The sequence below is a fragment of the Variovorax sp. 350MFTsu5.1 genome, assembly GCF_048302515.1.
In the GTDB taxonomy this organism is placed as follows: Bacteria; Pseudomonadota; Gammaproteobacteria; order Burkholderiales; family Burkholderiaceae_C; genus Variovorax; species Variovorax guangxiensis.
Map to the genome: position 1 here is coordinate 2,371,110 of NZ_CP157620.1, position 23,637 is coordinate 2,394,746.

The following is a 23,637-nucleotide window of genomic DNA, read 5'->3' on the forward strand; positions in this document are numbered from 1 at the left end:
TGGGCGAATGCGGCAAGAATGCGGCAACCATTGATCTTTGCTATGAATCAGACGCCGACCGCCCTCGTCCGTGCTGCCACTATGGTCGATCTGCCAGCGGTGCAGGCGCTGTATGCCGAACTCCGCCCGAATGATCCGGTGCTGTCGCCGGATGAGGCGCAGCGCCTGTGGCGCGAAATCGTGGAAGACCCGCATGCCTGTGTCGTCGTCGCCGAAATAGCGGAAACGCTCGGCGCGACCTGCATGCTCGCGACGATTCCTAATCTCGCCAGTGGCGGACGGCGCATCGGCGTCATCGAGCACGTCATCACGGCCGCGGCCTTCCGCCGGCGCGGGCTCGCGCGGCTGGTGTTGCAGCATGCGCTCGATCTGGCCTGGCAGCAGGGCTGCTGCAAGGTGCTGCTGCTTTCCGGCGTGGCGCGCGAGGAGGCGCATGGCCTCTACGAGGCTGTCGGCTTCAGAGGTGACGTGGAGCGCGGCTTCGTCGCCAAGCCTGCCACGGATGCTCCGAGCGGCACAATCGACCGATCTCATCTGCGAGCCCAGTCATGACCATCGAGATACCGAAGGAAGCCCGCCAGCAGGCCATCACCTCCATCGAGCGCTATTTCCGCGAGAACATGGAAGAGCCCATCGGCAACGTCGCGGCGGGTGCGCTGCTCGGTTTCTTCCTGGAGGAGATCGGGCCGCTGGTCTACAACCGGGCGGTGGCCGAAGTGCAGGAGCGGCTGCAGGCGCGCGTTTCGGAGATCGACCTCGAGGTGCACGAGGACGAATTCCAGTACTGGCGCAAATTCGACAAGCAGAAGAAAGGCCGCTAGCGAAGCCTGCCAGCGTAGCGCCCGCGCATCGTGGCGAGTTCAGAAATGCTTCAAAACGTTGCAGAATTCGCGGCCATGCACCTCCACCGCACCTCCCAAAGCCGCGCGACTCCTTCCGTTTTGCGCGCCCTTGCGGCCTTGCCCTTCGTGCTCGCCGCTTCCTTCGCCACCGCACAGCAGGACCCGTCGGGCTTTCCGCTCGACTCGGTCGGCTACCTGAACGAGGAACTGCCCCGCATGGAGGCGGCCATCGCCGCGAAAGACCGAAGCTTCTTCCACGGCGCGATGGTCCGCACCGTGCAGTTCTCGGAGCGCTGGGGCTTCAAGAGCAAGGCCAATCCCGAGCTCGCGGCGTACCCGATGTGCACGGCGGCGGTGATGGACTACGCTGTGGTCGGCATGTGCCGGCTCGCACCGTCCGACGAGTGCGAGCCCGGGCTGGCCTCGCGCTTCGACGCGAACGTGCAGCGCTGCCGGGAGCTGGCGGCAAGGAAATAGCCCAAAGAGACGAAAGAAAGAGACACCCGCCATGGACTACGCCGCCCGCTACAAGACCCTCGCCATCGAGCGCCGCGGCGCGAACGGCGGGGTGCTCGACATCCGGATGCTGGCGGCCAACGGCAAGCTGCCCACGGCGGGCCACGACGGCCATCGCGAACTCGCCGAGATCTGGCGCGACGTGTCGGCCGACGACAGCGTGCGCTGCGCGGTGCTGCGGGGCGAGGGGCTGGGCTTCTCGGGCGGCGGCGACCTCGCCATGGTGCAGGACATGACCACCGACGACGCGGTGCGCCAGCGCGTGTGGCGCGAGGCGCGAGACCTCGTCTACAACATCGTCAACTGCGACAAGCCCATCGTGAGCGCCATGCACGGCCCGGCGGTGGGCGCGGGCCTGGTGGCGGGGCTGCTGGCCGACATCTCCATCGCCGCGAAGAACGCGAAGATCGTCGACGGCCACACCCGCCTGGGCGTGGCGGCGGGCGACCACGCCGCCATCGTCTGGCCGCTGCTGTGCGGCATGGCCAAGGCCAAGTACCACCTGCTGCTGTGCGAGCCGGTGAGCGGCGAGGAGGCCGAGCGCATCGGGCTCGTGTCGCTCGCGGTGGAAGAGGCCGACCTGCTGCCCCGCGCCTACGAGGTGGCCGACCGGCTCGCGGCCGGCAGCCAGAGCGCGATCCGCTTCACCAAGTACGCGCTGAACAACTGGCTGCGGCAGGCCGGCCCGACCTTCGATGCTTCGCTGGCGCTCGAATTCATGGGCTTCGCGGGGGCCGATGTGCGCGAGGGCGTCGCCTCGTTGCGCGAGAAGCGCGCGCCCAACTTCGGCTGAACAAAGACCGGCCGGCCTCAGGCCTTGCGCAATCCCTGCAGCGTCTGCAGCAGCACCACCCGCGTCTGCCCGAGGATCATCCCCTTCCACTCGTCGTTGTCGCAGTAGAAGCCGTCGCGCAGCCGCGTGCGGATCTCGCGCTTCTGCGCTTCCGGCGCCTCGGGGTGGCGGCGCAGCCAGGTGTCGGCGCGCAGGCGGTCGAGCACTTCCAGGTCGGGCAGGGTGCCGAATTCGAGGCCCATGGGCGCGATCTTCGCGTTGGGGCATTCGTCGTACGCGGTGGAAATCACAGGGCCCGACACGTCGGCCGAGGCCGAGTCGCCGGCGAAGGGCGCGAACACGTCGGCGCCCCACCAGTCGTGAGCCCGCGCCAGGTCTTCGGGCGTGTTGCGGCCGGGGTAGATCTTCTCGCCGTGGCCGTAGGGGCCCAGGCCGGTGTGCACGTCGATCCAGCCCAGGTGCGTGGCCGAGGCGGCGTACTTGCGCAGGATCTTGCGGATGGTCCTGTTGCTCCACGAAGGCGCGGTGCCGCCGTAGAACAGACCGTCGGGCGAGGTGTACTGGCCGCGCGTCACGGCGGCGCGGAAGGCGCGCATGCCGTGCTTCTCGACGTAGGCGGCCACGGCCGCTTCGTCGGCGGGCGTCGGCGGCCAGGTGGCGGGCAGCACCAGCGGCTCGACATCGGCGTACTCGGCATTCACCGGCAGCGGCGCGTTGAAGTCGATGTGGTTGCGGTTCAGGTCGATGTTGTCTTCGTTCGTGCGGTGCAGGTGCGAGAAGCCGTGCGGGTTGACCGCGTGCACCAGCAGCAGCGAGACGCCGGCCTGCTCCAGCCGCGAGAGCAGGTCCGCGTCGTTGAGCGTGGCGATCTGCGTGCCCGAGCCGCAGAAGCCTTCGGGGCCGTGCGTGCCCGAACTCACGAGCAGCACCTTCTTCGCGTCGATGGCGCCGACCAGCGCGACGTCGGTGGCCAGCTCTTCGCCTAGCGCGCCCCTGTGCGCGTCCATCACGAAGGATTCGACCGTGGCGCCGCGCTGCGCGGCAGCCTCCAGGAACTTGGCGCGGGCCTCGACATACGTGCCCGAGAAGAAGCGCGTGGCGGCGGTGGGTTGTGCTTGCATGGGGTGGGGACTCCTGTGCTTCGAATGGGGATGAAGGCCGTGGGTCAGGCCGATGCCGAATGGGCGCCGGCGGCGTCGATGTCGCGGCCCGTATGGTCGCGCAGCCAGAGCAGGCCCAGCAGCGAGACCACCGTCATCGCCACCAGGTACCAGGCCGGCGCGAGCTTGCTGCCCGTGGCGTTGAGCAGCCAGGTGCTGATGAAGGGCGCGAAGCCGCCGAAGAGCGCCACGCCCACGCTGTACACCAGCGACATGCCGCTTGCGCGCACCGCCTTCGGGAACATCTCCGGCAGCATCGTGATGCCGGGCACCGTCTGCACGACCAGGCCGAAGCTGAACACGCCGAGCACCACGAACAGCACCGTGGGCGTGGGCGAGGCGTTCAGCCACAGGAAGCCGGGATAGATCAGCAGGGCGAGCGCGACGCGGCTCCAGACGATCAGCGTCTTGCGGCCCACCACGTCCGATAGCTTGCCGACGAAGGGCGCGAAGGCGAAGGAGATGAGGCCGGTGAGCGCGGCGCCGAAGAGCGCCACCGAGGGCGTGAAGCCCAGCTCGCGCACGGCGTACGTGGGCATGTAGAAGGTCACGACATACGCGGCCGTGGTGCCGCCGACCAGCGAAAGAATGGCTGCCAGCACCGTCCTGCCGTGCCGCGTGCAGACGATCTTCAGGCTGCTCTCGCGCGGCGCCGCGGCCTCCCGCGGCGAGATGTGCAGCGACTCTTCGAGATGGCGGCGGATGTACATGCCCACCGGCGCGATCAGCATGCCGATGACGAAGGGAATGCGCCAACCCCAGCTCTGCATCGATTCGGCAGACAGCGTGAAGGTCAGCAGGCCCACCACGACGGCGCCGAGCATCACGCCCAGGCCCTGGCTCGCGAACTGCCAGCTCGCCATGTAGCCGCGGTTGGCCGGCGTGGCGTGTTCCACCAGCAGCGTGGTCGATGCGCCGACCTCGCCGCCGGCCGAGAAGCCCTGGATGAGCCGCGCCAGCACGATGACGATGGGCGCCGCGACGCCGATGGCTGCATAGGTGGGCGTGAAGGCGATCATGGCGCAGCCCAGCGCCATCAGGAAGATGGTGAGCGTCATGGCCTTCTTGCGGCCCGCGCGGTCCGCGTATGCGCCGATCACGATGCCGCCCAGCGGCCGCATGATGAAGCCCACGCCGAAGCTGGCCACCGTCAGCAGCAGCTGGCCGTAGGAACTGAAGGTCGGGAAGAACAGCTTGCCGATCACGAGCGCCAGGAAACCGTAGACGGTGAAGTCGAAGAACTCCAGCCCGTTGCCGATGGTGGTGGCCACGATGGTCTGGCGGCGGCGCGCGGGGGACGAGGACGGCGCGGGCCGGGTGCTTGGGGTGCTCATGTGTCTCCAGTGTTGGCTTTGCTTTTCGGAATGTCGGTCGAAGGTCTACGCCCTGGCCGCGCCGGATGCTAGAGATTCGCCGCTGTCATGAAAAGACAATAATTGGGCTTCTAAGATAACTTTTGGTTTTCATGAAACCCAACCAGCTGCATGCCTTCGTGGCCGTGGTGGAGCAGTTGAGCATCCGTGCCGCTGCGCGCGTGCTGGGCATCTCGCAGCCGGCTGTCACCAAGATCGTGCGCGAGCTGGAGCGCGAGGTCGGCGCGCCGCTGGTGGAGCGCAGCGTCAAGGGCGTGCAGCTCACCGAATTCGGCAAGGCCTTCGCGCCGCGCGCCCGGCTGCTGCTGGCCGACATGCAGCGCGCCCGCGACGAGATCGCACAGATCCGCGACGGTCTCACCGGCAAGGTGGCGCTGGCCGTCAGCACCTCTTTCGCGCTCACCGTGCTGCCGGTGGCCTTCAAGGACTTCCACGCGCGGCTGCCCGCCGTCGATGTGCAATTCAGCGAAACCGTGCTGCCCTGGATGCTGGCGCGCCTGCGCGAGGGCTCGCTCGACTTCGCGGTGGCGCACGTGGTGCCGGGCCGGCTCGATCCGCAGTTCGAGGCGATGGAACTCTTTCCGGTGAAGCTGGTGGTGGGCCTGCGCGAGCGCCACCCGCTGCGCGCGAGCCGCTCGATCCGCGATCTCTACAAGGCCGAGTGGATCCTTCCGGGCGACGACCACTTCAGCGGCCGCGAGGCCGTGTCGCCGCTGCTGCCGCTGGGGCTGCCGCCGCCGGCGCGGGTGATCCAGGGGCAGTCGGTCACGGTGGCGCTGGCGCTGGTGGGGCAGATGGATCTTGTCGGCCTGTTCGTCGAGCCGCTGGCCACGCTGACATTCAAGCGCCACGGCATCCGCCGCGTGGAGATCGAGGAAGAGCTGCCGATGCTCAGCGTGAGCGTCATCAAGCGGCGCGGGCAGTTGCTGACGCCGGCCGCGCAGCATTTCGTCGAATGCATCCAGCGGGCCTCGGCGGCGGCGGTGGCTGCCTAGGCCTGGGCAGGAGGAAAGACCACGCCGGCCTCGCCCGGCTTCCAGGGCTCGTACTTGTGCATGGCGCGCTCGAAGAGTTCCGATGCGGTCCAGCCCGAGAGCCAGGCCTGCAGGCGCGGCCAGGGCTGGGCGCCGAACCATGCCGCGTCGACCATCGCGAACTGGCGCACGAAGGGCATGAGGGCGGCGTCGGCCAGTGTCGTGCGGGTGCCGGCCAGGTTCGCCGAGGTCGAGAGCCGGGCTTCGAGATCGCGCAGGAAAGCCGCGCCACGCTCGCGTGCGGGCTCGTCGCCGTCCGCATGCCGGTCGGGGTACTTGTAGCGGTCGAGCTGAGGCTTGAAGCCCTCGTCGCAGGCGGCGACCAGCGCGAGCATGTCCTGCAGCGTGCCGGTCTCTGGCTGGAGCCAGCCGTGCGGATCGCTGCGGCGCAGCGCCCACAGCATCACGTCCAGGCTCTGCTCCAGCACCGCGCCGTCCTCGGCGACCAGCACCGGCACCGTCCCCTTGGGAGAGGCCGCGAGCATGTCGGCCGGCTTGTTCTTCAGCGCCACCTCACGCAGCTCGCACCGCTGGCCACTGGCGACCAGCGCGAGGCGGGCGCGCATCGCATAGGGGCAGCGGCGGAACGAGTAGAGAACGGGCAGGGCGGGAGGCATTCGATCCGGACAGGCGAAGCAGCCGATTTTCGGACATGCCACGGCCGTTTTCCAGACAATCGGGCCCCATGGGTGAACGCCTCTTCCTCCGGCTCGACGACGACCCGCTGCACGGGCCGGAATCGGGTGCACCCGCCGGCACGCTGCGCGCGTTTCCGGTCGCGGCCGCGCTGCGCGGACATGTCTCGCACCTCATGCTGTGCCGCGAGAACCTTGCCAACGGCCACGAGGTACGCGAGCGGGTGTTGCCTGACGGCGCTGTGCGGCTGATCTTCAACTTCGGCGATGCGCCCTTCGTCGGGGACGAGCAGGGGCAGGCGGTGGAAGCCATCGGCGCCTCGATCACGCCGGTCATGTTGCGCATGCGGCGGAAGGTGGAGGGCCTTTCCGTCACCCTCCGCCCCGGTGCCGCCGCCGCACTGCTGGGACTGCCGGCCGGAGAGATCGGCGGCACGGCGGTGCATCTCGACGAGCTCTGGCGTGGCGAAGGCGCGGAACTGCTCGAACGCATGACCGAAGCGCGTGACGATGCGGCGCGGGTGGCGCTGCTGCAGGCCGCGCTGCTGCGCGGGCTCCGCGATGACGATGCCGGGGGTAACGCTGCTGCCATCCGCGCGGCGCAACTCATCGCAGGCTCCGGTGGGCGGCGCCCTTTGCGCGAGGTGGCTGCGGCCGTGGGCGTCGGAGAGCGGCGCCTGCAGCAGCTCTTCCATGCCCACGTGGGGCTTTCGCCGCGCGCCTGGAGCCGGCTCGCGCGCATGCACGGTTGCCTGCGCGCACTGCGCCAGCAGCCTTCGCCGGCCTGGGCCGAGGTGGCGCTGGAGGGCGGCTTCTACGACCAGTCGCATCTGGTCAACGAGTTCCGCGCGCTGTGCGGCGTCACGCCGACCGAGTTCCTCGACCAGGCGGTTTCGGGTTCTTCCAAGACGGCGGGTTGAGCGCTGGCTATCTTCATCCGCTCTCAGGCAAAAGGATCAAAGGAGCCATCAGGATGAACGACGAAGAAAAGACGCCAGGCCGGCCGCTGAAGGACTGCGTGGCGGTGGTGACCGGCGCGAGCCGCGGCGCAGGGCGCGGCATCGCGATCGAACTGGGCGCTGCCGGCGCCACCGTGTACGTCACCGGCCGCAGCACGCGCGAGCGGCCCGCCGACACCTACGGCCAGTTGCTGGCCCTCTCCGACATGGCGACGGTGCCCGGCAGCATCGACGACACGGCGGACGAGGTCTCGCGCATGGGCGGGCGCGGCATCGCGGTGCGCTGCGACCACACGAAGGAAGAGGAGGTCTCCGCGCTCTTCGCCCGGGTCGAGCGCGAGGCCGGCCGAATCGACCTGCTGGTGAACAACGCCTGGGGCGGCCACGAGACCTTCACCGGCGTGTTCGAGGCGCCGTTCTGGGAACACCCGCTGTCGAACTGGGACTCGATGTTCGACCGCGGCGTGCGCAACCACCTGCTGGCCAGCCGCTGCGCCGCGCCGCTGATGGTGCGGGCGAAGAAGGGCCTGATCGTCACCACCACTTTCTGGGACCGAGGCCACTACATGCGCGGCAGCCTCTTCTACGACCTGGCCAAGGCATCGATGACGCGGCTGGCCTTCGGCATGGCGCAGGACCTGAAGCCGCACGGCGTGGCCTCGGTGGCGGTGTCGCCCGGCTGGATGCGCACCGAGTTCGTGCTGGCCGGCCACAAGACCGACGAGGCCCACTGGCAGCAGCGCCCCGAACTGTCGCGCACCGAGTCGCCGCGCTACGTGGGGCGGGCCATCGCGGCGCTGGCCGGCGACCCGATGGTGATGGACAGGAGCGGCGAGGTGCTGCGCGTGGGCGACCTGGCGCGCGAATACAGTTTCACCGACATCGATGGCAGGCAGGTTCCGCCTTTCGAGATGTAGCAGGCCAGGGACGGCGGCCGAAGCAGGCAAATGCTGACAGGTGCAGGCGGCCGCGCGGTGAGGAAATCTCGTTCATCGTTTGTTCTTCCGGAGGCGATCCATGGCGACCCAGACATCCCCGGCCCGGCCACAGCTCAAGCCCGCCATCGAACTGGCCAGGGCCAACCCGGTGCGCTTTCCCAACGAGAGCGCCGAATACCGCGAGGCCCGCACGGCGCTCCTGGCCGAGGAGATCGAACTGCGCCGCCACCTGGAGCGCGTGGCGCAGCAGCGGCGCGAGCTGCCGCCCGGCGGCGTGGTGCCGCAGGACTATCTCTTCGAAGGCAGGGAAGGGCCGGTGCGGCTTTCCGGGCTCTTCGGCGGGCACGGCACGCTCATCACCTACAACTGGATGTTCGGCCCGAAGCGCGAGCGCCCGTGCCCGATGTGCACGTCGCTGTTGAGCGCCTACGACGGCGAGATGCCCGACATCCTGCAGCGCGTGGCTTTCGCGGTGATCGCGACTTCGCCCATCGCCCGGATGACGGCCTTTGCCGCCGAGCGCGGCTGGCGCTACCTGCCGCTGTATTCGTCGGCGGGCAACACCTTCAACCGCGACTATGCGGGCGAGACGCCCGACAGCGGCGACAACCCTGCGTTCAACGTGTTCCGGCGCGAGAGCGACGGAACCATCCGTCATTTCTGGGCCGGCGAAATGGGCGCCGGAGCTTCAGACCCGGGGCAGGACCCCCGCGGCGCGCCCGATCCGATGCCGATCTGGAACCTGTTCGACATGACGCCCGAGGGCCGAGGGGCGGACTGGTATCCGAAGCTGGCCTACTGAGCGGCCGGGGCGAGCCCGCGTACATCGATGCGGAAGCGCAGCTCCGGCGTGCCGCCAAGCGCGGGCAGCTTGACGAATTCTTCCACCAGCACGCCGCCGTTGGCGCGGATCACCTGCTGCGAGGCGATGTTGGCGAGGTCGGTCGTGATTTCCACCTGGTCGAGGCCCCTGGCGCGCGCCTCGGGCAGCAGGGCGCGCAGCGCGGCCTTGGCGTAGCCCTTGCCGCTTTTCCACGGCACCACGGCGTAGCCGATGTGGCCGAGGCAGTAGGCGGGCAGGGAGTTGGTGCCCGGCTGCCAGCGCAGCTGGATGCTGCCGCAGAACTCGCCGTCCCACATCCAGCGCCGGAAGCCCGGCAGGCGCGGCACGGTGCCGCCATCGGGCAGCGAGACGGGCGGGCCCTTGGCTTCCGGGTCGACGAGGCTGGCCAGAAAGCGCGCGGGGTCGATGCGGATCTGGGCAAGCTCTTCCAGGCCGGCCTCGGGCCGGAGGTTGTTGGGCGACCAGCCGCGCTCCAGCGCCGCAATGTAGCTGGGGAGATGTTCCCGCGAGGGCCAGACGAGCTGCAAGGGCGAGGCGGAGAAATCGGAAAGGGCGGTCATGCCGCCGATGGTAGGCGAAGGCCCCGGTGTGGCAGAAAACGCAACGCAGTTGCATTGGATTCATATAATGCAATCCTGTTGCATATATGGAGCCAATCCCCATGGCCGACCGCCTCCCCGTTACCGTGCTCTCCGGCTTCCTCGGCGCCGGCAAGACCACGCTGCTGAACCACATCCTCCACAACCGCGAAGGCCGGCGCGTTGCGGTCATCGTCAACGACATGAGCGAGGTCAACATCGACGCGGCGCTGGTGCGCAATGGGGGTGCCGAGCTCTCGCGCACCGACGAGAAGCTGGTGGAAATGAGCAACGGCTGCATCTGCTGCACGTTGCGCGAGGACCTGCTCGTCGAGGTGCGGCGCCTGGCGAAGGAAAAGCGTTTCGACCAGCTGGTGATCGAGTCCACCGGCATTTCCGAACCCCTGCCGGTGGCCGAGACCTTCACCTTCGCCGGGGAGGACGGCAAGAGCCTGTCGGACGTGGCGCGGCTCGACACCATGGTGACGGTGGTCGACGCCTTCAACTTCCTGCGCGACTACGGCTCGCCCGACAGCCTGGGCCAGCGCGGGCAGTCGCTGGGCGACGAAGACACGCGCACGGTGGTCGACCTGCTGATCGAGCAGATCGAGTTCTGCGACGTGCTGGTGGTCAACAAGACCGACCTCGTCACGCCCGAGGAGCGCGAGCGGCTGATGGCGATATTGCGCAGCCTGAATCCGCGTGCGCGCATCGAGGTGTCGGAGTTCGGCCGCGTGGCGCTCGACCGCGTGCTCGACACCGGCCTCTTCGACTTCGAGCAGGCCGAGCGGGCGCCCGGCTGGCTGGCCGAGCTGCGCGGCGAGCATGTGCCCGAGAGCGAGGAATACGGCATCCGCAGCTTCGTCTACCGCTCGCGGCTGCCGTTTCACCCGATGCGCTTCTGGAAGCTGGTGCAGAGCGAGTGGGAGGGCGTGGTGCGCTCCAAGGGCTTCTTCTGGCTCGCCAGCCGCGCCACGCGCGCGGGTTCGTGGTCGCAGGCCGGCGGGGCCTGCCGCTACGGCGTGGCGGGCTTCTGGTGGGCGGCGGTGCCGCGCGAGCACTGGCCGACCGATCCGGATGCGCTGGAGCTCATCCGCAAGAACTGGGACCCTGCCACCGGCGATGCCCGCCAGGAGCTGGTGCTGATCGGCATCGGCATGGACGAAGAGGCGCTGCGCGCCCGGCTGGACGCCTGCCTGCTCACCGAAGACGAGATGCGCTTCGGCGCCTCGTGGTGGCAGAACTTCCCGGATCCGTTCCCGTCCTGGAACGTCTGAGGCGCGCTATCTGGCGCAGTCGCCGCAGGTGCCGTGGAGGGTCAATGCGGTGTGGCGCGTATCGATGCCCTGCTTGCGCAGCGCTCGCCCCAACCGGCCCATCACCTTCGGTAGCTCCGGGTCGGAAGGCAGCGCCAGCACCTTGTGGCACTGGTCGCATTCGAAGGTGTTGCCCGACTCGGCCTCCACGTGGCGCGAGAAGCGGTTGACGCGGTCGGCGCCCACGCGGCGGTCGCACAGGCCGGCCTCGACCAGCCGGTCGAGCACGCGGTAGACCGTCACCCGATCGGGCGCCTCGCCGGTGGCGGCGGTGTAGGCGGCTGCCACTTCCTCGTGCGTCAGGGGTTGCGAGCTGTGCTCCAGGAGCTCGAGCACGGTCTGGGCGGCGCGCGTCACGCGCAGGCCGTTCTTGCGCAGCAGCGTTTCGCTGTCGAACGGGGCGGCGCGCGGGGGCTTCGGGTGCGAGGTCGGGGTCTTCATGAGGTCTTCTTGCGAAACGCCATTGTGTTGCATCCCGGGGCGGCGTGGACAGCGGGCGGCCGAATCGCCCGCCTGGCATGCCAGATAATCGCCGCCATCGTCGAGACAGACAGACCACCGGGCGGCACGAACAGCATGGACACAGAGCGGGGCGGCGACGTACTCAGCCACGTGCTTGCGACATACAGGTCCGAAAGAGCCGTGACCGCGCGCTTCTCGCTGTCGGCCCCCTGGTCACTGCACTCCACCGGCGTGGCCGGCCCGCTGATCCGCATGTGCACCGGGGCGCCGTACTGGATCGCGGTGGACGGCGCAGAGCCGGTGCAGGTGGCGCCGCACGACATCGCGATGCTGCCGCAGGGCGGGGCGCATACCGTGTCGTCCGCGCCGGGGCTGGAGCCGGTGCCTTTCCGCTCGCTGATCGAGGCGCACTCGGTCGGCCGGCATGGCGACCACCCCATCGTCTTCTCGCACGGCGGAGGCGGCCCGGCCACCGAGCTCTTCTCGCTGCACCTGTGGATGCCCGCGCAGGGGCTGGGCTCCATCATCGGCAGCCTGCCGCCGCTGATCGTGCTGCGGCAGGCGCAGATTCCCACCACCGCCTCGCTCGCGCAGGCCATGGAAACGCTGGTGAACGAGACCATCACCCAGCGCCCGGGCTGGCAGCTGTCGGCGGCGCGCATGGCCGACCTGCTGCTGGTACACATCCTCTGTGAGCACCTCTATGCCCAGCCGCAGGCGCAGGAGCACGGCGAAAAGTTCGGCAGCCTGCGCGGACTGGACGACGAGAGCATCGCCCGCGCGATCTCGCTGATGCACGAGCGGCCCGGGCATCCGTGGTCGGTGGCCTCGCTGGCGCAGGCCAGCTACCTGTCGCGCACCGTCTTCAGCGAGCGCTTCCGCGCGCTGGTGGGCGTGACGCCCATGCACTACCTGGGCTCCTACCGCATGACGCTGGCCGCCGAGAAACTCAAGAACCGGCAGCTGAGCCTGCACCAGGTGGCCGAGGCGGTCGGCTATGCGTCGGAAAAGGCCTTCTCGCGCGCGTTCCAGCGCTGGACGGGCATGACGCCGAGCGCCTACGTGCGCCGGGCCGAAACGGACTGAACCCACTGCCCCGTACGCCCGGTGCCCAAATCCGGCCTGCCGGAGGTTGAAGCCGCCACCCGCCAGCCGAACAATCGGCGCATGGCCACCACCTCACGCAAGAGAGTCGTTCCCGAAGTCCGCAACCCCGCGCTCGAGCTGTCGCTGGTGAAGCCCATCGCCACCGGCGACAACGCCCAGCGCGCTGCCACCGCGCGCGACACCGACGGCGAGCCGCTCACCGCCTTCGAGGGCGCGAGCAACCCCTACCTGGAGCACCAGCGCAACGACCTGCTGCTGAGCCTGCAGCACATGCGCAGCGAAGGCCACGACGAGATGGTCTTCATGTGCATCACCCACTGCAAGGAGCTGAGCTTCAAGGCCATTCACTACGAGCTGGTCAACATGCAGGCGCGCATCCGGGCCGACGACGTGGCCGGCGCGCTGCAGCTGGTGCCGCGCGTGCGGGCGCTGCTCGAATTCCTCGGCAAGACCTGGGATGTGCTCTCGACCATCACGCCGCACGAGTTCAACCAGTTCCGCAACACGCTGGGTGTCGCCTCGGGCCAGCAGTCGTACATGTACCGGCACGTGGAATTCATCCTCGGCAACAAGTCGGTGCCGCTGGCACGCGCGCATGCCAACAACCCCGACGTGTGGCCCTACATGGAGCGCGCGCTGAATTCGCCGAGCCTGTACGACGACGTGCTGGCGCTGCTGCACCGCCGCGACATCGCCGTGCCGCCCGAGGCACTGTCGCGCGACTGGTCGGCGCCCTATGTGCCCAACCCGGGCGTGGAGGCCGCGTGGCTCTGGGTGTACGGCGACCCGACGCCCGAGAACGAGCTTTACCGCCTCGGCGAGGCGCTGATGGACATCGCCGACGTGTTCTCGCAATACCGCTGGCGGCACTTCGTGTCGGTCGAGCGCATCCTGGGCTTCAAGCCCGGCACGGGCGGCTCGGCCGGCGTGGGCTGGCTGCGCAGCGTGGTCGACCACCGGTTCTTTCCCGAGCTCTGGTCGGTGCGGACCCAGCTCTGAGCTTTTCTCGCTTCCTTTCTTCCTTCCCAGGAGTTTTCGTGTTCGACCAATTGCCGGCCTATGCCGACGACCCCATCCTCGGCCTCTTCGAGGTCTACAAGGCCGACCCGAGGCCGTTCAAGGTGAACCTCGGCATCGGCATCTACTGCGATGAAGCGGGGCAGGTGCCGGTGCTCGAATCGGTGCGGGCTGCGCGCGAGGCGGGCGTTGGGGCTCGCGGGCCCAGCGTCTATCTGCCGACCGAGGGTGGCGAGGCCTACCGCGATGCCGTGCGCGAACTGGTCTTCGGCAAGAACGCCGACGACATCGTGGTGGTGCAGACCGTCGCCGGCACCGGTGCGCTGAAGGTGGGCGCCGATTTCCTGAAGGGTGTGCTGCCCGATGCCGCGATCTGGATGCCCGACCCGACCTGGGCCAACCACGCCGCGATCTTTGCTGGCGCGGGCTTCCGTGTCGAAAGCTACCCGTACTATGCGAAGGAGACCGGTGGCTTCGACCTCGACGGCGCCGTCTCCGCCTTGCAGAAGCTGCAGGCCGGCAGCGTGGTGCTGCTGCATCCCTGCTGCCACAACCCGACCGGCGTTGATCCGACCCAGGCCGAGTGGCACGCGCTTCTCGACGTGATCGAGCAACGCGGCCTGCTGCCCTTCTTCGACGTGGCCTACCAGGGCTTCGCGCACGGCGTGGACGAGGACGCCTGGGCCGTGCGCGAATGCGTGCGACACGGCATCGCCTGCCTGGTGGCGAGTTCGTTCTCGAAGATCTTCTCGCTGTACGGCGAGCGCGTCGGCGCGCTGGGCGTGCATGCGCCCAAGGCCGACAAGGCGCGGCTGCTGGGGCAGCTCAAGCTGGCGATTCGCCGCAGCTATTCGTGCCCGCCTGCGCTGGGTGCGGCGCTGGTTGAGGCGGTGCTGTCCAGTCCGGCATCGAATGCGCAGTGGCGCGCCGAACTCGATGCGATGCGCGGCCGCATGCGCGAGGTGCGCACCAGCCTGCACCGCAAGCTGGGCGAGGCACTGCCGGGGCGCGACTTCGGCTTCCTCGTCGCGCAGAACGGCATGTTCAGCTACTCGGGGCTGTCGGCCGCGCAGATCGAGGCACTGCGCTCGCGCTTCGGGGTGTACGTGGTGTCGTCGGGACGCATCTGCGTCGCGGGGCTCAATGCTTCCAACATCTCCCATGTGTGCGAGGCACTGGCCGAGGTGTGTTCCGGCGGAGAAACCCGATGAAGCCGGTCTGCAGCATCCTGATCGTCGGCGCGGGCATCGCGGGCTGCTCGGCGGCCATCGCGCTGGCCCGCAAGGGCTTCGGCGTGACGCTGGTCGAGAAGCAGGCCGAATGGCGCTTCCAGAGCTCGGGCATCTTCATCTACGGCAACGGGCTGGAGGCGCTGCGCCGCGTCGGCGTGCTGCCGGAGATCCTGGGCGCGGGCTTCGCCATCGAGGACGGACGCAACGTCTACCTGGACCATCGCGGCGAGCCCATCGTCGACGTTTTCTATCCGTGTTCCAGCGGCGGCGAGGCGCCCATCGTGGGCATCAAGCGCTCGGAGATGCACCGCATCCTGGCCGCGCAGCTCGACCTGCTGGGCGTGGAGATCAGGCTGGCGACGACGGTGGCGAAGATCGACGCGCCGGCCGGCGGCGATCGTGCCGAGGTCGTGTTCTCCGACGGCAGGGCGCGGCGCTTCGACCTCGTCGTCGGCGCCGACGGCATCCGCTCGCAGGTGCGCGAGGCCGTGTCCGGCGCGCTCGCGCCGCGCTACTCGGGCTTCGGCGTGTGGCGCAGCGTGCACGAGCGGCCGCGCGAGCTGGACGCCAAGATCATGATGATGGGCATCGGCAAGCGGCTGGGCATCATGCCGATCAGCGACGACAGGCTCTATATCTTCGGCACGGTCGCCGAGCCCGCGGGGCGCTGGTATCCGAAGGAGAGCTGGTCCGGGCAGATGCGCGAGCGCTTCGCCGAGTTCGGCGGGCCGGCGCGGCAGTTCCTCGACCAGCTCGGCGCGGATTCCGAGGTGCTCTACACGGCCGTCGAGGAAGTGCAGGCGCCGCTGCCCTGGCATGCGGGTCGCGTGCTGCTGATCGGCGATGCGGCGCATGCCTCCACGCCCTTCATGGGGCAGGGCGGGGCGATGGCGGTGGAAGACGCGGTGGTGCTGGCCGACATGCTCGCGCGCCACGGCATCGCCGAAGCCACGCTGCAGGCCTTCGGCGAGCGCCGCCATCCGATGTGCCGCTTCGTGCAGGAGGCTTCGCGCAAGGTGGGCGAGGCCGGCGCCGTGGAAGACGCCGAAAGCTGCGCCCGGCGCAACGTGGCGATGCGCGAGGGCGCGCAGCAGCAGGTCGATGCCTTCTACCGCCAGCTGGCGGGGTTCGCGGTGCCGCATATGCCGGAACCGGCCTAAGCATCTGACAAATGGGTCGTTCGCTTGCGGGCGAGGGCGCGACAGAATCGCGCCCTTTGTCTTCTGCAATCGAAAGTTCGCCATGCGTGCCCATCTCTCCTTGTCGAAGCTGCTGAAACCCGCCTTTGTGCTGCTGGCGTGTGCTTCGCTGACCATGGCGGCGCAGGCGCAGGCGCAGCCGGCGGCTGGCGCCTATCCGTCGAAGCCCGTGCACATCACCGTGGCGAACACGCCCGGCAGCTCGCCCGACGTGCTGGCACGCTACCTGGGGCAGCGCCTTTCGGAGCAGTGGAAGCAGCCGGTGGTCGTGGACAACCGCGCGGGCGCGGCGGGCATCCTGGCGGCCGACGGGCTGGCCAAGGCGCAGCCGGACGGCTATTCGCTGCTGGTGGGCGCCGACGGGCCCATCACCATCCTCCCCAACATCCAGGCCGGGCTGCCCTACGACGCGCGGCGCGACCTGGTGCCGGTGGTGTCGCTGGGGCAGATCGACTTCGTGCTGGTTGCCAATCCGAAGACGGGTTTTCGCACGGTGGCCGACTTCGTGCGCGCGGCCAAGGCCCGGCCCGGTCACATCAACTACGCCTCCGCCGGCAACGGCAGTCCGCAGCAGCTGAGCATGGAGCTGCTCAAGCAGAAGGCGGGCATCTACGTCACCCACATCCCTTACCGCGGCGGCCCGCTGGGCATGCAGGACGTGATCGCGGGGCAGGTCGACGTGATGTTCATCGCCGTCGGCCCTGCGCTGCCGCACATCCGCAGCGGCCGGCTGGTGGCGCTGGGCACCAGCGGCGAGAAGCGCCATGCGCTGCTGCCCGAGGTGCCGACGGTGGCCGAGAGCTACAAGGGATATCGCTCGGGCACGTGGTTCGGCCTCTTCGCGCCGGCGCGCACGCCGCAGCCGGTGCTGGACGCCATCGCCTCGGAGGCCGGGCGCATCGTGCAGGCACCGGCCGCACGCGCCGAACTCGCGGCGCAGGGCATCGAGGCCACGGGGTATGCGCAGCGCCAGTTCCAGACGCAGGTGTCGGCCGAGTACGAGCGCTATGCGCAGATCGTGAAGGCCGTGGGCATCAAGGCCGAATAGCAGGAATCGCCCGAGTTCCGCCCGGGGAAGTAACGGCGGGGCTTTACATCGAAACCTCGTGCAAGTCGGTCTACCGGCCGTTTCCGCGGCTCCGGTGGCGCCGGGATGCGCTAAGGTCCGGGCATCCGCGTTCCTGAATACCTTCGCCCGACCATGTCCCGTCCACCCATCGAGATCGAAACCGCCCCCAACCCCACCGCCACGGTGATCGTGATGCACGGCCTCGGTGCCGACGGCAACGACTTCGTGCCCATTGCCGGCGAGCTCGACCTGTCGGCCGTGGGGCCGGTGCGCTTCGTGTTCCCCAACGCACCCGTGATGCCCGTGACCATCAACGGCGGCTACCGGATGCCGGCCTGGTACGACATCGTCGTGCCCGACCTCGAGGCACAGGAAGACGAAGCCGGCCTGCGCCGCTCGCAGGCGACCATCGAGGCCGTCATTGCCAACGAGAAGGCCCGGGGCATCGTGGCCGGGCGCATCGTGGTGGCGGGTTTCTCGCAAGGCTGCGCGATGGCGCTGATGACCGGCCTGCGCCACACCGAGCGGCTGGCCGGCGTCGTCGGCCTCTCGGGCTACCTGCCGATCGCCGCCACCACCGCGGCCGAGCGCCACGCGGCCAACCACGAGACGCCGGTGTTCCTCGCCCACGGCCGGCAAGACCCGGTGGTGCCCTACGCGGCGGCCGTGCGCACGCGCGAGGCGCTTTCCGCGCTGGGCTACGCCGTCGAATGGCACGAATACGACATGGCGCACTCGGTGTGCATGGAAGAAGTCGCCGACCTGAACCGCTTCCTGCTGCGGGTGCTCGGCTGAACCAGATCAATGCTCGCACGAAGGAGCCGCAACATGATCCTCGTCATCGGCCACGCACTGGCCAAGCCCGATACCCTGCAGGCGATGCTCGCCATCAGCACCGAGCACGTGCTGCGCTCGCGCTCCGAGCCCGGCTGCATCTCGCATGAAGTCTCGACCGACGCGCAGGAGCCGCTGCGCCTGACCTTCGTGGAGCGCTGGAGCGACATGGGCGCGCTGCAGGCCCACTTCCGCGTGGACGCCTCGCGCGCGTTCGCCAAGGCGCTTTCGGCGATGGCGGAGGGCACACCGGAGATCCACGTCTACCGCTCGGAAGAGATCGACCTCTCGGCAGGCCAGGCCAAGGCCTGAACCGCGTCCGGAACGCCGGCAGCTATCAAAAACATAGCGCACAACAGGGTAACCAGCCCCGGGATTCCCTGCACGAGCAGTGCCCGCTTGCCCGTGCTACCTTCCAGCCCCTCAGAAGATTGATGGGTCATAACAATATGAGCAACAGATTGCAGGAGAGGTTGGGTGCACTTTCAGCCGCACGACTGAAGGGCATGCGACGCGGTATCGAGAAGGAGAGCCTGCGCGCGCTGCCCGACGGCAAGCTTGCGCTGACGCCGCATCCGCTCGCACTGGGCTCCGCGCTCACGCATCCGCACATCACGACCGACTTCAGCGAATCGCAGCTCGAACTCATCACGGGCGTGCACGCGGACGTCGACTCGGCCGTCGAGGAACTCACGCGGGTGCACCAGTTCACCTACCGCGTGCTCGACGGACTGGGCGACGAGCGCCTCTGGGTGTCGAGCATGCCCTGCGGCCTGCCGACTGACGAGACCATTCCGATCGGCCGCTACGGCTCCTCGAACGTGGGCCGTGCCAAGAGCGTCTACCGCATGGGCCTGAGCCACCGCTACGGCCGGCGCATGCAGACGATTTCGGGCATCCACTACAACTGGTCGCTGCCCGAGGTGTCGAGCGAAGAGTATTTCGCGCTCATCCGCAACTTCCGCCGCCACGCCTTCCTGCTGCTGTACCTGTTCGGCGCCTCGCCTGCGCTGTGTTCGAGCTTCGTGGCGGGCCGCCCGCACGAGCTGCAGCCGCTGGGCGACGGCAGCATGTTCATGCCGCACGGCACCTCTCTGCGCATGGGCCGGCTGGGCTACCAGAGCGACGCGCAGGCCTCGCTGGCCGTGAGCTACAACAGCCTCGAAGGCTATGCCGCCTCGCTGCAGGACGCGCTCACCCGCCCGTGGCCGGCCTACGAGGCCATCGGCATCCGCAACCTGGGCGGCGACTACAACCAGCTCGGCACCAGCCTGCTGCAGATCGAGAACGAGTTCTACGGCACCATCCGCCCCAAGCGCGTGATCAACCCCGGCGAGCGGCCGCTGCACGCGCTGCGCGAGCGCGGCGTGGAGTACGTCGAAGTGCGCCTGATGGACCTCGACCCCTTCGAGACCGTCGGCATCAACGCGCAGACCATGCGCTTCATCGATGTGTTCCTGCTGCACTGCCTGCTGAGCGACAGCCCCGACGACACGCCGCAGGAAATCGCCGACCTCGCGCAGAACCAGCATCTCACCGCCGCGCGCGGCCGCGAGCCGGGCCTGAAGCTGCGGCGCAACGGCGCCGAGGTGACGCTAGCCGACTGGGGCCTGGAGCTGGTCGGGCAGTGCCTGCCCATCGCCGCCGCGCTCGACGCGGCGCAAGGCAGCGGCACGGCGCATGCCGACGCGGTGCGCGCCGCCGGCGCCGCGCTGCGCAACCCCGACAGCCTGCCCTCGGCCCGCGTGCTGGCGGCCATCGAGAAGGAACACGCCAACTCCTTCGTCGGTTTCGTGCGCGCCCGCTCCGAGCAGACCCGCGCCACGCTGCTGGACCTGCCGTTCTCGGCGGCCCAGCAGGCCGAGTTCGAGCGGATGACGGCCGAGTCCATCCAGGAGCAGAAGCGCATCGAGGCGGCAGACACCATGCCCTTCGAGATCTACCGCGAGCAGTACGTCTCGCCCGCGCGCCTGGGCATGCCACGCAGCCGCACTCCGGTCGCTGCCTGAGCGCCGCTGACACGCTGGCGACTGGGCTCGCCGCGCCGAAGCTGCCCCGCGGCCGCTTTCTGGGGTAAAACGCCACGCTGCCGCCCGGGCAAGGCAAGCCCGGCGCGGCAACGAACAACGGCAACTCCCATGGAAGGCGACAAAGAGACATGAGCAACGGCAGCAACCTCGATTTCAAGGGCCGCGTGGCCATCGTGACCGGCGCGGGCGGCGGCCTGGGCCGCCAGCATGCGCTGGCGCTGGCCGCGCGCGGCGCGAAGGTGGTGGTCAACGACCTGGGCGGCGCGCGCGACGGCTCCGGCGGCTCGGTGAGCGCCGCGCAGGCGGTGGTGGACGAGATCAAGGCGGCCGGTGGCGAGGCGATTGCCAACGGCGCGTCGGTGACCGACTTCGAGGCGGTGCAGGCCATGGTCAAGGAGGCGGTCGACGCCTGGGGCCGCGTCGACATCCTCGTGAACAACGCGGGCATCCTGCGCGACAAGAGCTTCGCCAAGATGGACCTGGCCGACTTCAGGCTGGTGGTCGACGTGCACCTGATGGGCGCCGTGAACTGCACCAAGGCCGTCTGGGCGCTGATGAACGAGCAGAAGTACGGCCGCATCGTGATGACCACTTCTTCGTCAGGCCTGTACGGCAACTTCGGCCAGAGCAACTACGGCGCGGCCAAGCTCGCGCTGGTGGGCCTGATGCAGACGCTGAGCATCGAGGGCGCGAAGAACGACATCCGCGTGAACTGCCTGGCGCCCACGGCCGCCACCCGCATGACCGAGGACCTGTTCCCCAAGGAAATGCTCGAAGCCTTCCGCCCCGAAGCGGTGGTGCCGGCGATGCTGGTGCTGGCCGGGCAGGACGCGCCCAACCGCACCGTCCTCTGCGCGGGCGCCGGCACCTTCGAGGCCGCGCACATCACGCTGACGCAGGGCGCCTGGCTGGGCATCGAGGCCGACACGCCGGAGCAGTTGGCGGCGCGCCTGTCGGAAGTGACCGACCGCGAAGGCGAGGTCGTGCCGCAAAGCGGCGCGGCCCAGGGTGCCAACGAAGTCGCCAAGGGCATGGCGAACGCGAAGCGGGGCTGACCACCGGTTCGGCCCGGCACCGTGTTCATGGCGCGCTTGACCTTGAGCGCACTCGAGCATTTCCAATGAATTCACCGGATGTCCGGTTCATTCATTCAAAGCAAGGAAATCGAGTCATGAACACGATCGACAACAAGGCCCTGATCCAGCACATCCACGACGAGCTGGACAAGGGCAACGGCCGGCCCTTCGTCGAGAGCCTCGCCGACGACGCGAGCTGGAAGCTCGAAGGCAGCACCGCCTGGTCGCGCACCTACCAAGGCAAGAAGGCGATCCGCGAGGAGCTGCTGGACCCGCTCTTCGCCCAGTTCGCCGCACCCTACAGGAGCAGGACCGAGCGCATCATTGCCGAGGGTGACCGGGTGGTGGTGCTCTTCAGCGGCGACGTGCCCACCAAGGCCGGCAAGCGCTACAACAACCGCTATTGCTACGTCTACCGACTCGAAGGAGGCAAGGTGAAAGAGCTGACCGAATACTTCGACACCGCGCTGGTGCAGGAGGCGCTGCAGCCTCCGGCCGTCGTCCATGCCGGCTGAGGAAGCCACCAAAAGGGGCTCTCCCTTCCACATCGGCGAACTGGCCAAGCGCACAGGCCGCACGGTGCACGCCATCCGCTGGTATGAGACGCAGGGGCTCGTGCCCGGCGTGGCGCGCGACGAGGGCGGCCGGCGCCTCTACGTCGAGCTGCATGTCGGCTGGCTCGACCTGATGGAGCGGCTGCGCCGCACCGGCATGTCGATCGCCGAGATGCGCGAATACACCGCGCTCGCGCTGCAGGGCAAGACCACGCTGCGCGAGCGGCGCGACATGCTCGCCGCTCACCGCGAGCGCGTGAACGAAACCATCGCCGAGTGGAAGAGGGCGCTGTCGCTTGTCGAGCGCAAGATCGACTTCTACGACGAGTGGATGGCCAGCGGGCATCGCCCGCCGCTCATTGCCGCGGAACCCTTGCCCGCGCCGGGGAAGCGCGGAAGCGGCGCTACTCGGCGATGAAGCCCGGGTCGGTGCGGATCGAACCCCTGTCCCGGTGGTTGTGAAGCCGTCCCAGCGTGTTCTCGATCAGGCGCTTGAGCTTGTCGGAGGCGCCCCGGAAAGCCTCGTCGAGGCTGGCCGCGTGCTGCGTCACCGCCAGCGGCTGGTGGTGCGCCAGGCGCGCTTCCATCACGCAGCACTTGTCGCTGCCCCCGGCCTTGTCGTGGTTCTCGTCGCTCAGGTGCACCTCGACGCGCGTCACGTCGTCGACGAAACGGCCCAGGTTCTGCTTGATCTCGGTGTCGGCCCAGCGCTCCAGCGCGTCCTTGTTGGTGATGCCGTTGCTCGTGTTGACCTGTATCTGCATGCAATATCCCCGCTGGATGGATGAACGAAGGTCCACTTTGCACCGTGCGGCGCCGGGTGGGCCGTAGGTCTGGTTCCTACCCGCGCGACGGGCAGGCCCCAATCAGCTTTGGATGTAGGTGGTCAGCTGCTCGATGGTGGCTTCCTGGTCCGAGATGATGTCGTCCATCAGGTCCTGGATGGAGATCATGCCGACCACCCTGTCGCCATCGACCACCGGCAGGTGGCGGAACTTGCGCTGGCTCATGAGCGCCATGCACTCGCGGGTGCGGGTGTGCGGCGTCACGGTCATCACGTCGGGCGTCATGATCTCGCGCACCTTCATTTCCTTGGAGTTCTTGCCCTGCAGCGCGACCTTGCGGGTGTAGTCGCGCTCGGAGAGAAAGCCCACCAGCCTTTCGCCGTCCATCACCATCAGCGCGCCGACCTCGAAGCGCGCCAGGATGGAGAGCGCGTCGAACACGCTGGTGTCGGGGGAGGTGCGCCATGCCGCGGAATCATGGCGCTTGAGCAGTTCGGAGACGGGTTTCATCGTGTGCAACTCCATGAAGGGGGTTTCGATTCGACCGACGCTCGGGCGCCGCACTCGCTCAAATCATAGGGGCGATGAATGACCGCGCGGCGCAAAAAACTCTAAGGGATTGCGCGTGTGTGCAAGACACGCGCAATGCGCGAGAACTTAAGGCTGCGCAGCCGCGGCCGCAGGGGTGGCGATGAACACGCGGTTCAGCGCCACTGCGTCGCCGACCACCGTCTTCACCAGACCCTTCTCGTCGAACTGCACCTGGAACTCCGACCAGCTGTCGCGCCAGTAGCGCCACACCGGGGCGTCGAGGCTCGGGTTCTCGCTGGCCACCGGGTAGGCGATGGCCATCAGCACCTGCTCGCGCGTCATGCCGGGCATCACCTTGCCGGCGAGGATGGCCTCGCGCACCGGCGCGGGGAAGGTCGCCAGCTTCTGCTTCGGGTCGGCAGTCACCACGTAGCGTTGCGCGAAGGCCGGCAACGGGATGTTGCGGCTGTAGTCGTTCTTGATGCGCTGCTGCTTGCCGGCGAGCTCGAGGCTGAACCAGCGGAAGTCGTAGGCCGTGATGCGCGCCGGGGTGCCGACGGCGACGATGCTCGTGCCCTGCTCGTCGTAGTTGATGTCGCTGATCGAATCGCCGTAGGTGCGCATGTTGCAGCACAGGTAGCCGCTGACGAGCGGGCCGGGCGGCGGGGAGGGCCGCTGGGCATGGGCGACGGTGATGGACGCGGGCACGACGGTGGCTGCCAGCAGGGCGGCAGCGGCAAGGCGCTTGAGCAT

At 68.7% G+C, this 23,637-nt stretch carries 28 protein-coding genes; 20 read left to right on the plus strand and 8 right to left on the minus strand.

Going from position 1 to position 23,637, the window contains the following annotated elements; all coding sequences use genetic code 11:
- Positions 1-42 precede the first annotated feature (42 nt).
- The 4 genes from ABL843_RS10565 (at position 43) to ABL843_RS10580 (ending at position 2,151) form a co-directional block, all read left to right on the plus strand.
- Complete coding sequence (locus ABL843_RS10565) at positions 43-552, plus strand: GNAT family N-acetyltransferase (RefSeq protein ID WP_369658792.1); 510 nt, start codon at positions 43-45, stop codon at positions 550-552.
- Positions 549-821, plus strand: coding sequence for a DUF2164 domain-containing protein (locus ABL843_RS10570; RefSeq protein WP_126024178.1), 273 nt, complete (start codon positions 549-551; stop codon positions 819-821). The genes ABL843_RS10565 and ABL843_RS10570 overlap by 4 nt, the downstream gene beginning before the upstream one ends.
- Positions 822-896: 75 nt before the next feature.
- Positions 897-1,319, plus strand: coding sequence for a hypothetical protein (locus ABL843_RS10575; RefSeq protein WP_126024179.1), 423 nt, complete (start codon positions 897-899; stop codon positions 1,317-1,319).
- 31 nt (positions 1,320-1,350) lie between these two features.
- On the plus strand, positions 1,351-2,151 hold the full coding sequence (locus ABL843_RS10580) for an enoyl-CoA hydratase/isomerase family protein (protein ID WP_418119821.1): 801 nt from the start codon (positions 1,351-1,353) through the stop codon (positions 2,149-2,151).
- A gap of 17 nt (positions 2,152-2,168) precedes the next feature.
- On the opposite strand, the gene ABL843_RS10585 is transcribed toward ABL843_RS10580, so the two are convergent.
- A complete protein-coding gene (locus ABL843_RS10585) occupies positions 2,169-3,272 on the minus strand; it encodes a M14 family metallopeptidase (RefSeq protein ID WP_418119822.1) in 1,104 nt (367 codons plus the stop codon).
- Positions 3,273-3,316: 44 nt separating this feature from the next.
- On the minus strand, positions 3,317-4,645 hold the full coding sequence (locus ABL843_RS10590) for an MFS transporter (protein WP_418119823.1): 1,329 nt from the start codon (positions 4,643-4,645) through the stop codon (positions 3,317-3,319).
- Between the two features lie 131 nt (positions 4,646-4,776).
- On the opposite strand from ABL843_RS10590, the gene ABL843_RS10595 reads away from it, so the two are divergent.
- The gene (locus ABL843_RS10595; RefSeq protein WP_184636240.1) at positions 4,777-5,679 is read left to right on the plus strand and encodes a LysR family transcriptional regulator; all 903 of its coding nucleotides are present in this window, start codon (positions 4,777-4,779) and stop codon (positions 5,677-5,679) included.
- Here ABL843_RS10595 and ABL843_RS10600 read toward each other — a convergent pair.
- The gene (locus ABL843_RS10600) at positions 5,676-6,335 is read right to left on the minus strand and encodes a glutathione S-transferase (protein ID WP_418119824.1); all 660 of its coding nucleotides are present in this window, start codon (positions 6,333-6,335) and stop codon (positions 5,676-5,678) included. The genes ABL843_RS10595 and ABL843_RS10600 overlap by 4 nt on opposite strands.
- Before the next feature lie 68 nt (positions 6,336-6,403).
- On the opposite strand from ABL843_RS10600, the gene ABL843_RS10605 reads away from it, so the two are divergent.
- The 3 genes from ABL843_RS10605 (at position 6,404) to ABL843_RS10615 (ending at position 9,052) form a co-directional block, all read left to right on the plus strand.
- Positions 6,404-7,273, plus strand: coding sequence for a helix-turn-helix domain-containing protein (locus ABL843_RS10605; RefSeq protein ID WP_418119825.1), 870 nt, complete (start codon positions 6,404-6,406; stop codon positions 7,271-7,273).
- 53 nt (positions 7,274-7,326) lie between these two features.
- A complete protein-coding gene (locus ABL843_RS10610; protein ID WP_184636246.1) occupies positions 7,327-8,229 on the plus strand; it encodes an SDR family NAD(P)-dependent oxidoreductase in 903 nt (300 codons plus the stop codon).
- A gap of 100 nt (positions 8,230-8,329) precedes the next feature.
- A complete protein-coding gene (locus ABL843_RS10615; RefSeq protein ID WP_418119826.1) occupies positions 8,330-9,052 on the plus strand; it encodes a DUF899 family protein in 723 nt (240 codons plus the stop codon).
- On the opposite strand, the gene ABL843_RS10620 is transcribed toward ABL843_RS10615, so the two are convergent.
- Entirely contained in the window at positions 9,046-9,654 is a 609-nt protein-coding gene (locus ABL843_RS10620; RefSeq protein WP_418119827.1) for a GNAT family N-acetyltransferase, read from the minus strand. The two genes, ABL843_RS10615 and ABL843_RS10620, sit on opposite strands and share 7 nt — an antisense overlap.
- A 101-nt stretch (positions 9,655-9,755) precedes the next feature.
- Here ABL843_RS10620 and zigA point away from each other — a divergent pair, with 101 nt between their 5' ends.
- Entirely contained in the window at positions 9,756-10,949 is a 1,194-nt protein-coding gene (gene zigA, locus ABL843_RS10625) for a zinc metallochaperone GTPase ZigA (protein ID WP_418119828.1), read from the plus strand.
- A gap of 6 nt (positions 10,950-10,955) precedes the next feature.
- On the opposite strand, the gene ABL843_RS10630 is transcribed toward zigA, so the two are convergent.
- On the minus strand, positions 10,956-11,429 hold the full coding sequence (locus ABL843_RS10630; protein ID WP_418119829.1) for a Fur family transcriptional regulator: 474 nt from the start codon (positions 11,427-11,429) through the stop codon (positions 10,956-10,958).
- Positions 11,430-11,630: 201 nt separating this feature from the next.
- Here ABL843_RS10630 and ABL843_RS10635 point away from each other — a divergent pair, with 201 nt between their 5' ends.
- The 11 genes from ABL843_RS10635 (at position 11,631) to ABL843_RS10685 (ending at position 21,986) form a co-directional block, all read left to right on the plus strand.
- Positions 11,631-12,536 carry an AraC family transcriptional regulator gene (locus tag ABL843_RS10635; protein ID WP_418119830.1) on the plus strand — a complete coding sequence of 302 codons (906 nt, stop codon included), beginning with the start codon at positions 11,631-11,633 and terminating at the stop codon, positions 12,534-12,536.
- A gap of 81 nt (positions 12,537-12,617) precedes the next feature.
- Positions 12,618-13,556 carry a tryptophan 2,3-dioxygenase gene (locus tag ABL843_RS10640; protein ID WP_418119831.1) on the plus strand — a complete coding sequence of 313 codons (939 nt, stop codon included), beginning with the start codon at positions 12,618-12,620 and terminating at the stop codon, positions 13,554-13,556.
- Positions 13,557-13,594: 38 nt separating this feature from the next.
- Positions 13,595-14,785, plus strand: coding sequence for an aromatic amino acid transaminase (locus ABL843_RS10645; protein WP_418119832.1), 1,191 nt, complete (start codon positions 13,595-13,597; stop codon positions 14,783-14,785).
- The gene (locus ABL843_RS10650; RefSeq protein ID WP_418119833.1) at positions 14,782-15,966 is read left to right on the plus strand and encodes an FAD-dependent oxidoreductase; all 1,185 of its coding nucleotides are present in this window, start codon (positions 14,782-14,784) and stop codon (positions 15,964-15,966) included. The genes ABL843_RS10645 and ABL843_RS10650 overlap by 4 nt, the downstream gene beginning before the upstream one ends.
- Before the next feature lie 82 nt (positions 15,967-16,048).
- Positions 16,049-17,053 carry a Bug family tripartite tricarboxylate transporter substrate binding protein gene (locus tag ABL843_RS10655; protein ID WP_418119834.1) on the plus strand — a complete coding sequence of 335 codons (1,005 nt, stop codon included), beginning with the start codon at positions 16,049-16,051 and terminating at the stop codon, positions 17,051-17,053.
- A 153-nt stretch (positions 17,054-17,206) separates the two neighbouring features.
- A complete protein-coding gene (locus tag ABL843_RS10660; protein WP_369658778.1) occupies positions 17,207-17,869 on the plus strand; it encodes an alpha/beta hydrolase in 663 nt (220 codons plus the stop codon).
- A gap of 33 nt (positions 17,870-17,902) precedes the next feature.
- Positions 17,903-18,220 (plus strand): putative quinol monooxygenase, encoded by a 318-nt coding sequence (locus ABL843_RS10665; protein WP_418119835.1) that lies wholly within the window; start codon positions 17,903-17,905, stop codon positions 18,218-18,220.
- A gap of 137 nt (positions 18,221-18,357) precedes the next feature.
- Complete coding sequence (gene gshA / locus ABL843_RS10670; RefSeq protein WP_126024194.1) at positions 18,358-19,917, plus strand: glutamate--cysteine ligase; 1,560 nt, start codon at positions 18,358-18,360, stop codon at positions 19,915-19,917.
- A 149-nt stretch (positions 19,918-20,066) separates the two neighbouring features.
- Entirely contained in the window at positions 20,067-20,993 is a 927-nt protein-coding gene (locus ABL843_RS10675; RefSeq protein ID WP_418119836.1) for an SDR family NAD(P)-dependent oxidoreductase, read from the plus strand.
- Positions 20,994-21,109: 116 nt separating this feature from the next.
- The gene (locus ABL843_RS10680; RefSeq protein ID WP_418119837.1) at positions 21,110-21,529 is read left to right on the plus strand and encodes a nuclear transport factor 2 family protein; all 420 of its coding nucleotides are present in this window, start codon (positions 21,110-21,112) and stop codon (positions 21,527-21,529) included.
- Positions 21,519-21,986 carry a MerR family transcriptional regulator gene (locus ABL843_RS10685; RefSeq protein WP_418119838.1) on the plus strand — a complete coding sequence of 156 codons (468 nt, stop codon included), beginning with the start codon at positions 21,519-21,521 and terminating at the stop codon, positions 21,984-21,986. The genes ABL843_RS10680 and ABL843_RS10685 overlap by 11 nt, the downstream gene beginning before the upstream one ends.
- Here ABL843_RS10685 and ABL843_RS10690 read toward each other — a convergent pair.
- The 3 genes from ABL843_RS10690 to ABL843_RS10700 all read right to left on the minus strand — a co-directional run bounded on the left by ABL843_RS10690 (position 21,973) and on the right by ABL843_RS10700 (position 23,637).
- Complete coding sequence (locus ABL843_RS10690; protein ID WP_126024198.1) at positions 21,973-22,332, minus strand: HPF/RaiA family ribosome-associated protein; 360 nt, start codon at positions 22,330-22,332, stop codon at positions 21,973-21,975. The two genes, ABL843_RS10685 and ABL843_RS10690, sit on opposite strands and share 14 nt — an antisense overlap.
- Before the next feature lie 102 nt (positions 22,333-22,434).
- A complete protein-coding gene (locus ABL843_RS10695; RefSeq protein WP_126024199.1) occupies positions 22,435-22,863 on the minus strand; it encodes a CBS domain-containing protein in 429 nt (142 codons plus the stop codon).
- 147 nt (positions 22,864-23,010) lie between these two features.
- Positions 23,011-23,637: a cell envelope protein SmpA gene (locus tag ABL843_RS10700; RefSeq protein WP_369658773.1), complete on the minus strand. Its 627-nt coding sequence runs from the start codon at positions 23,635-23,637 to the stop codon at positions 23,011-23,013.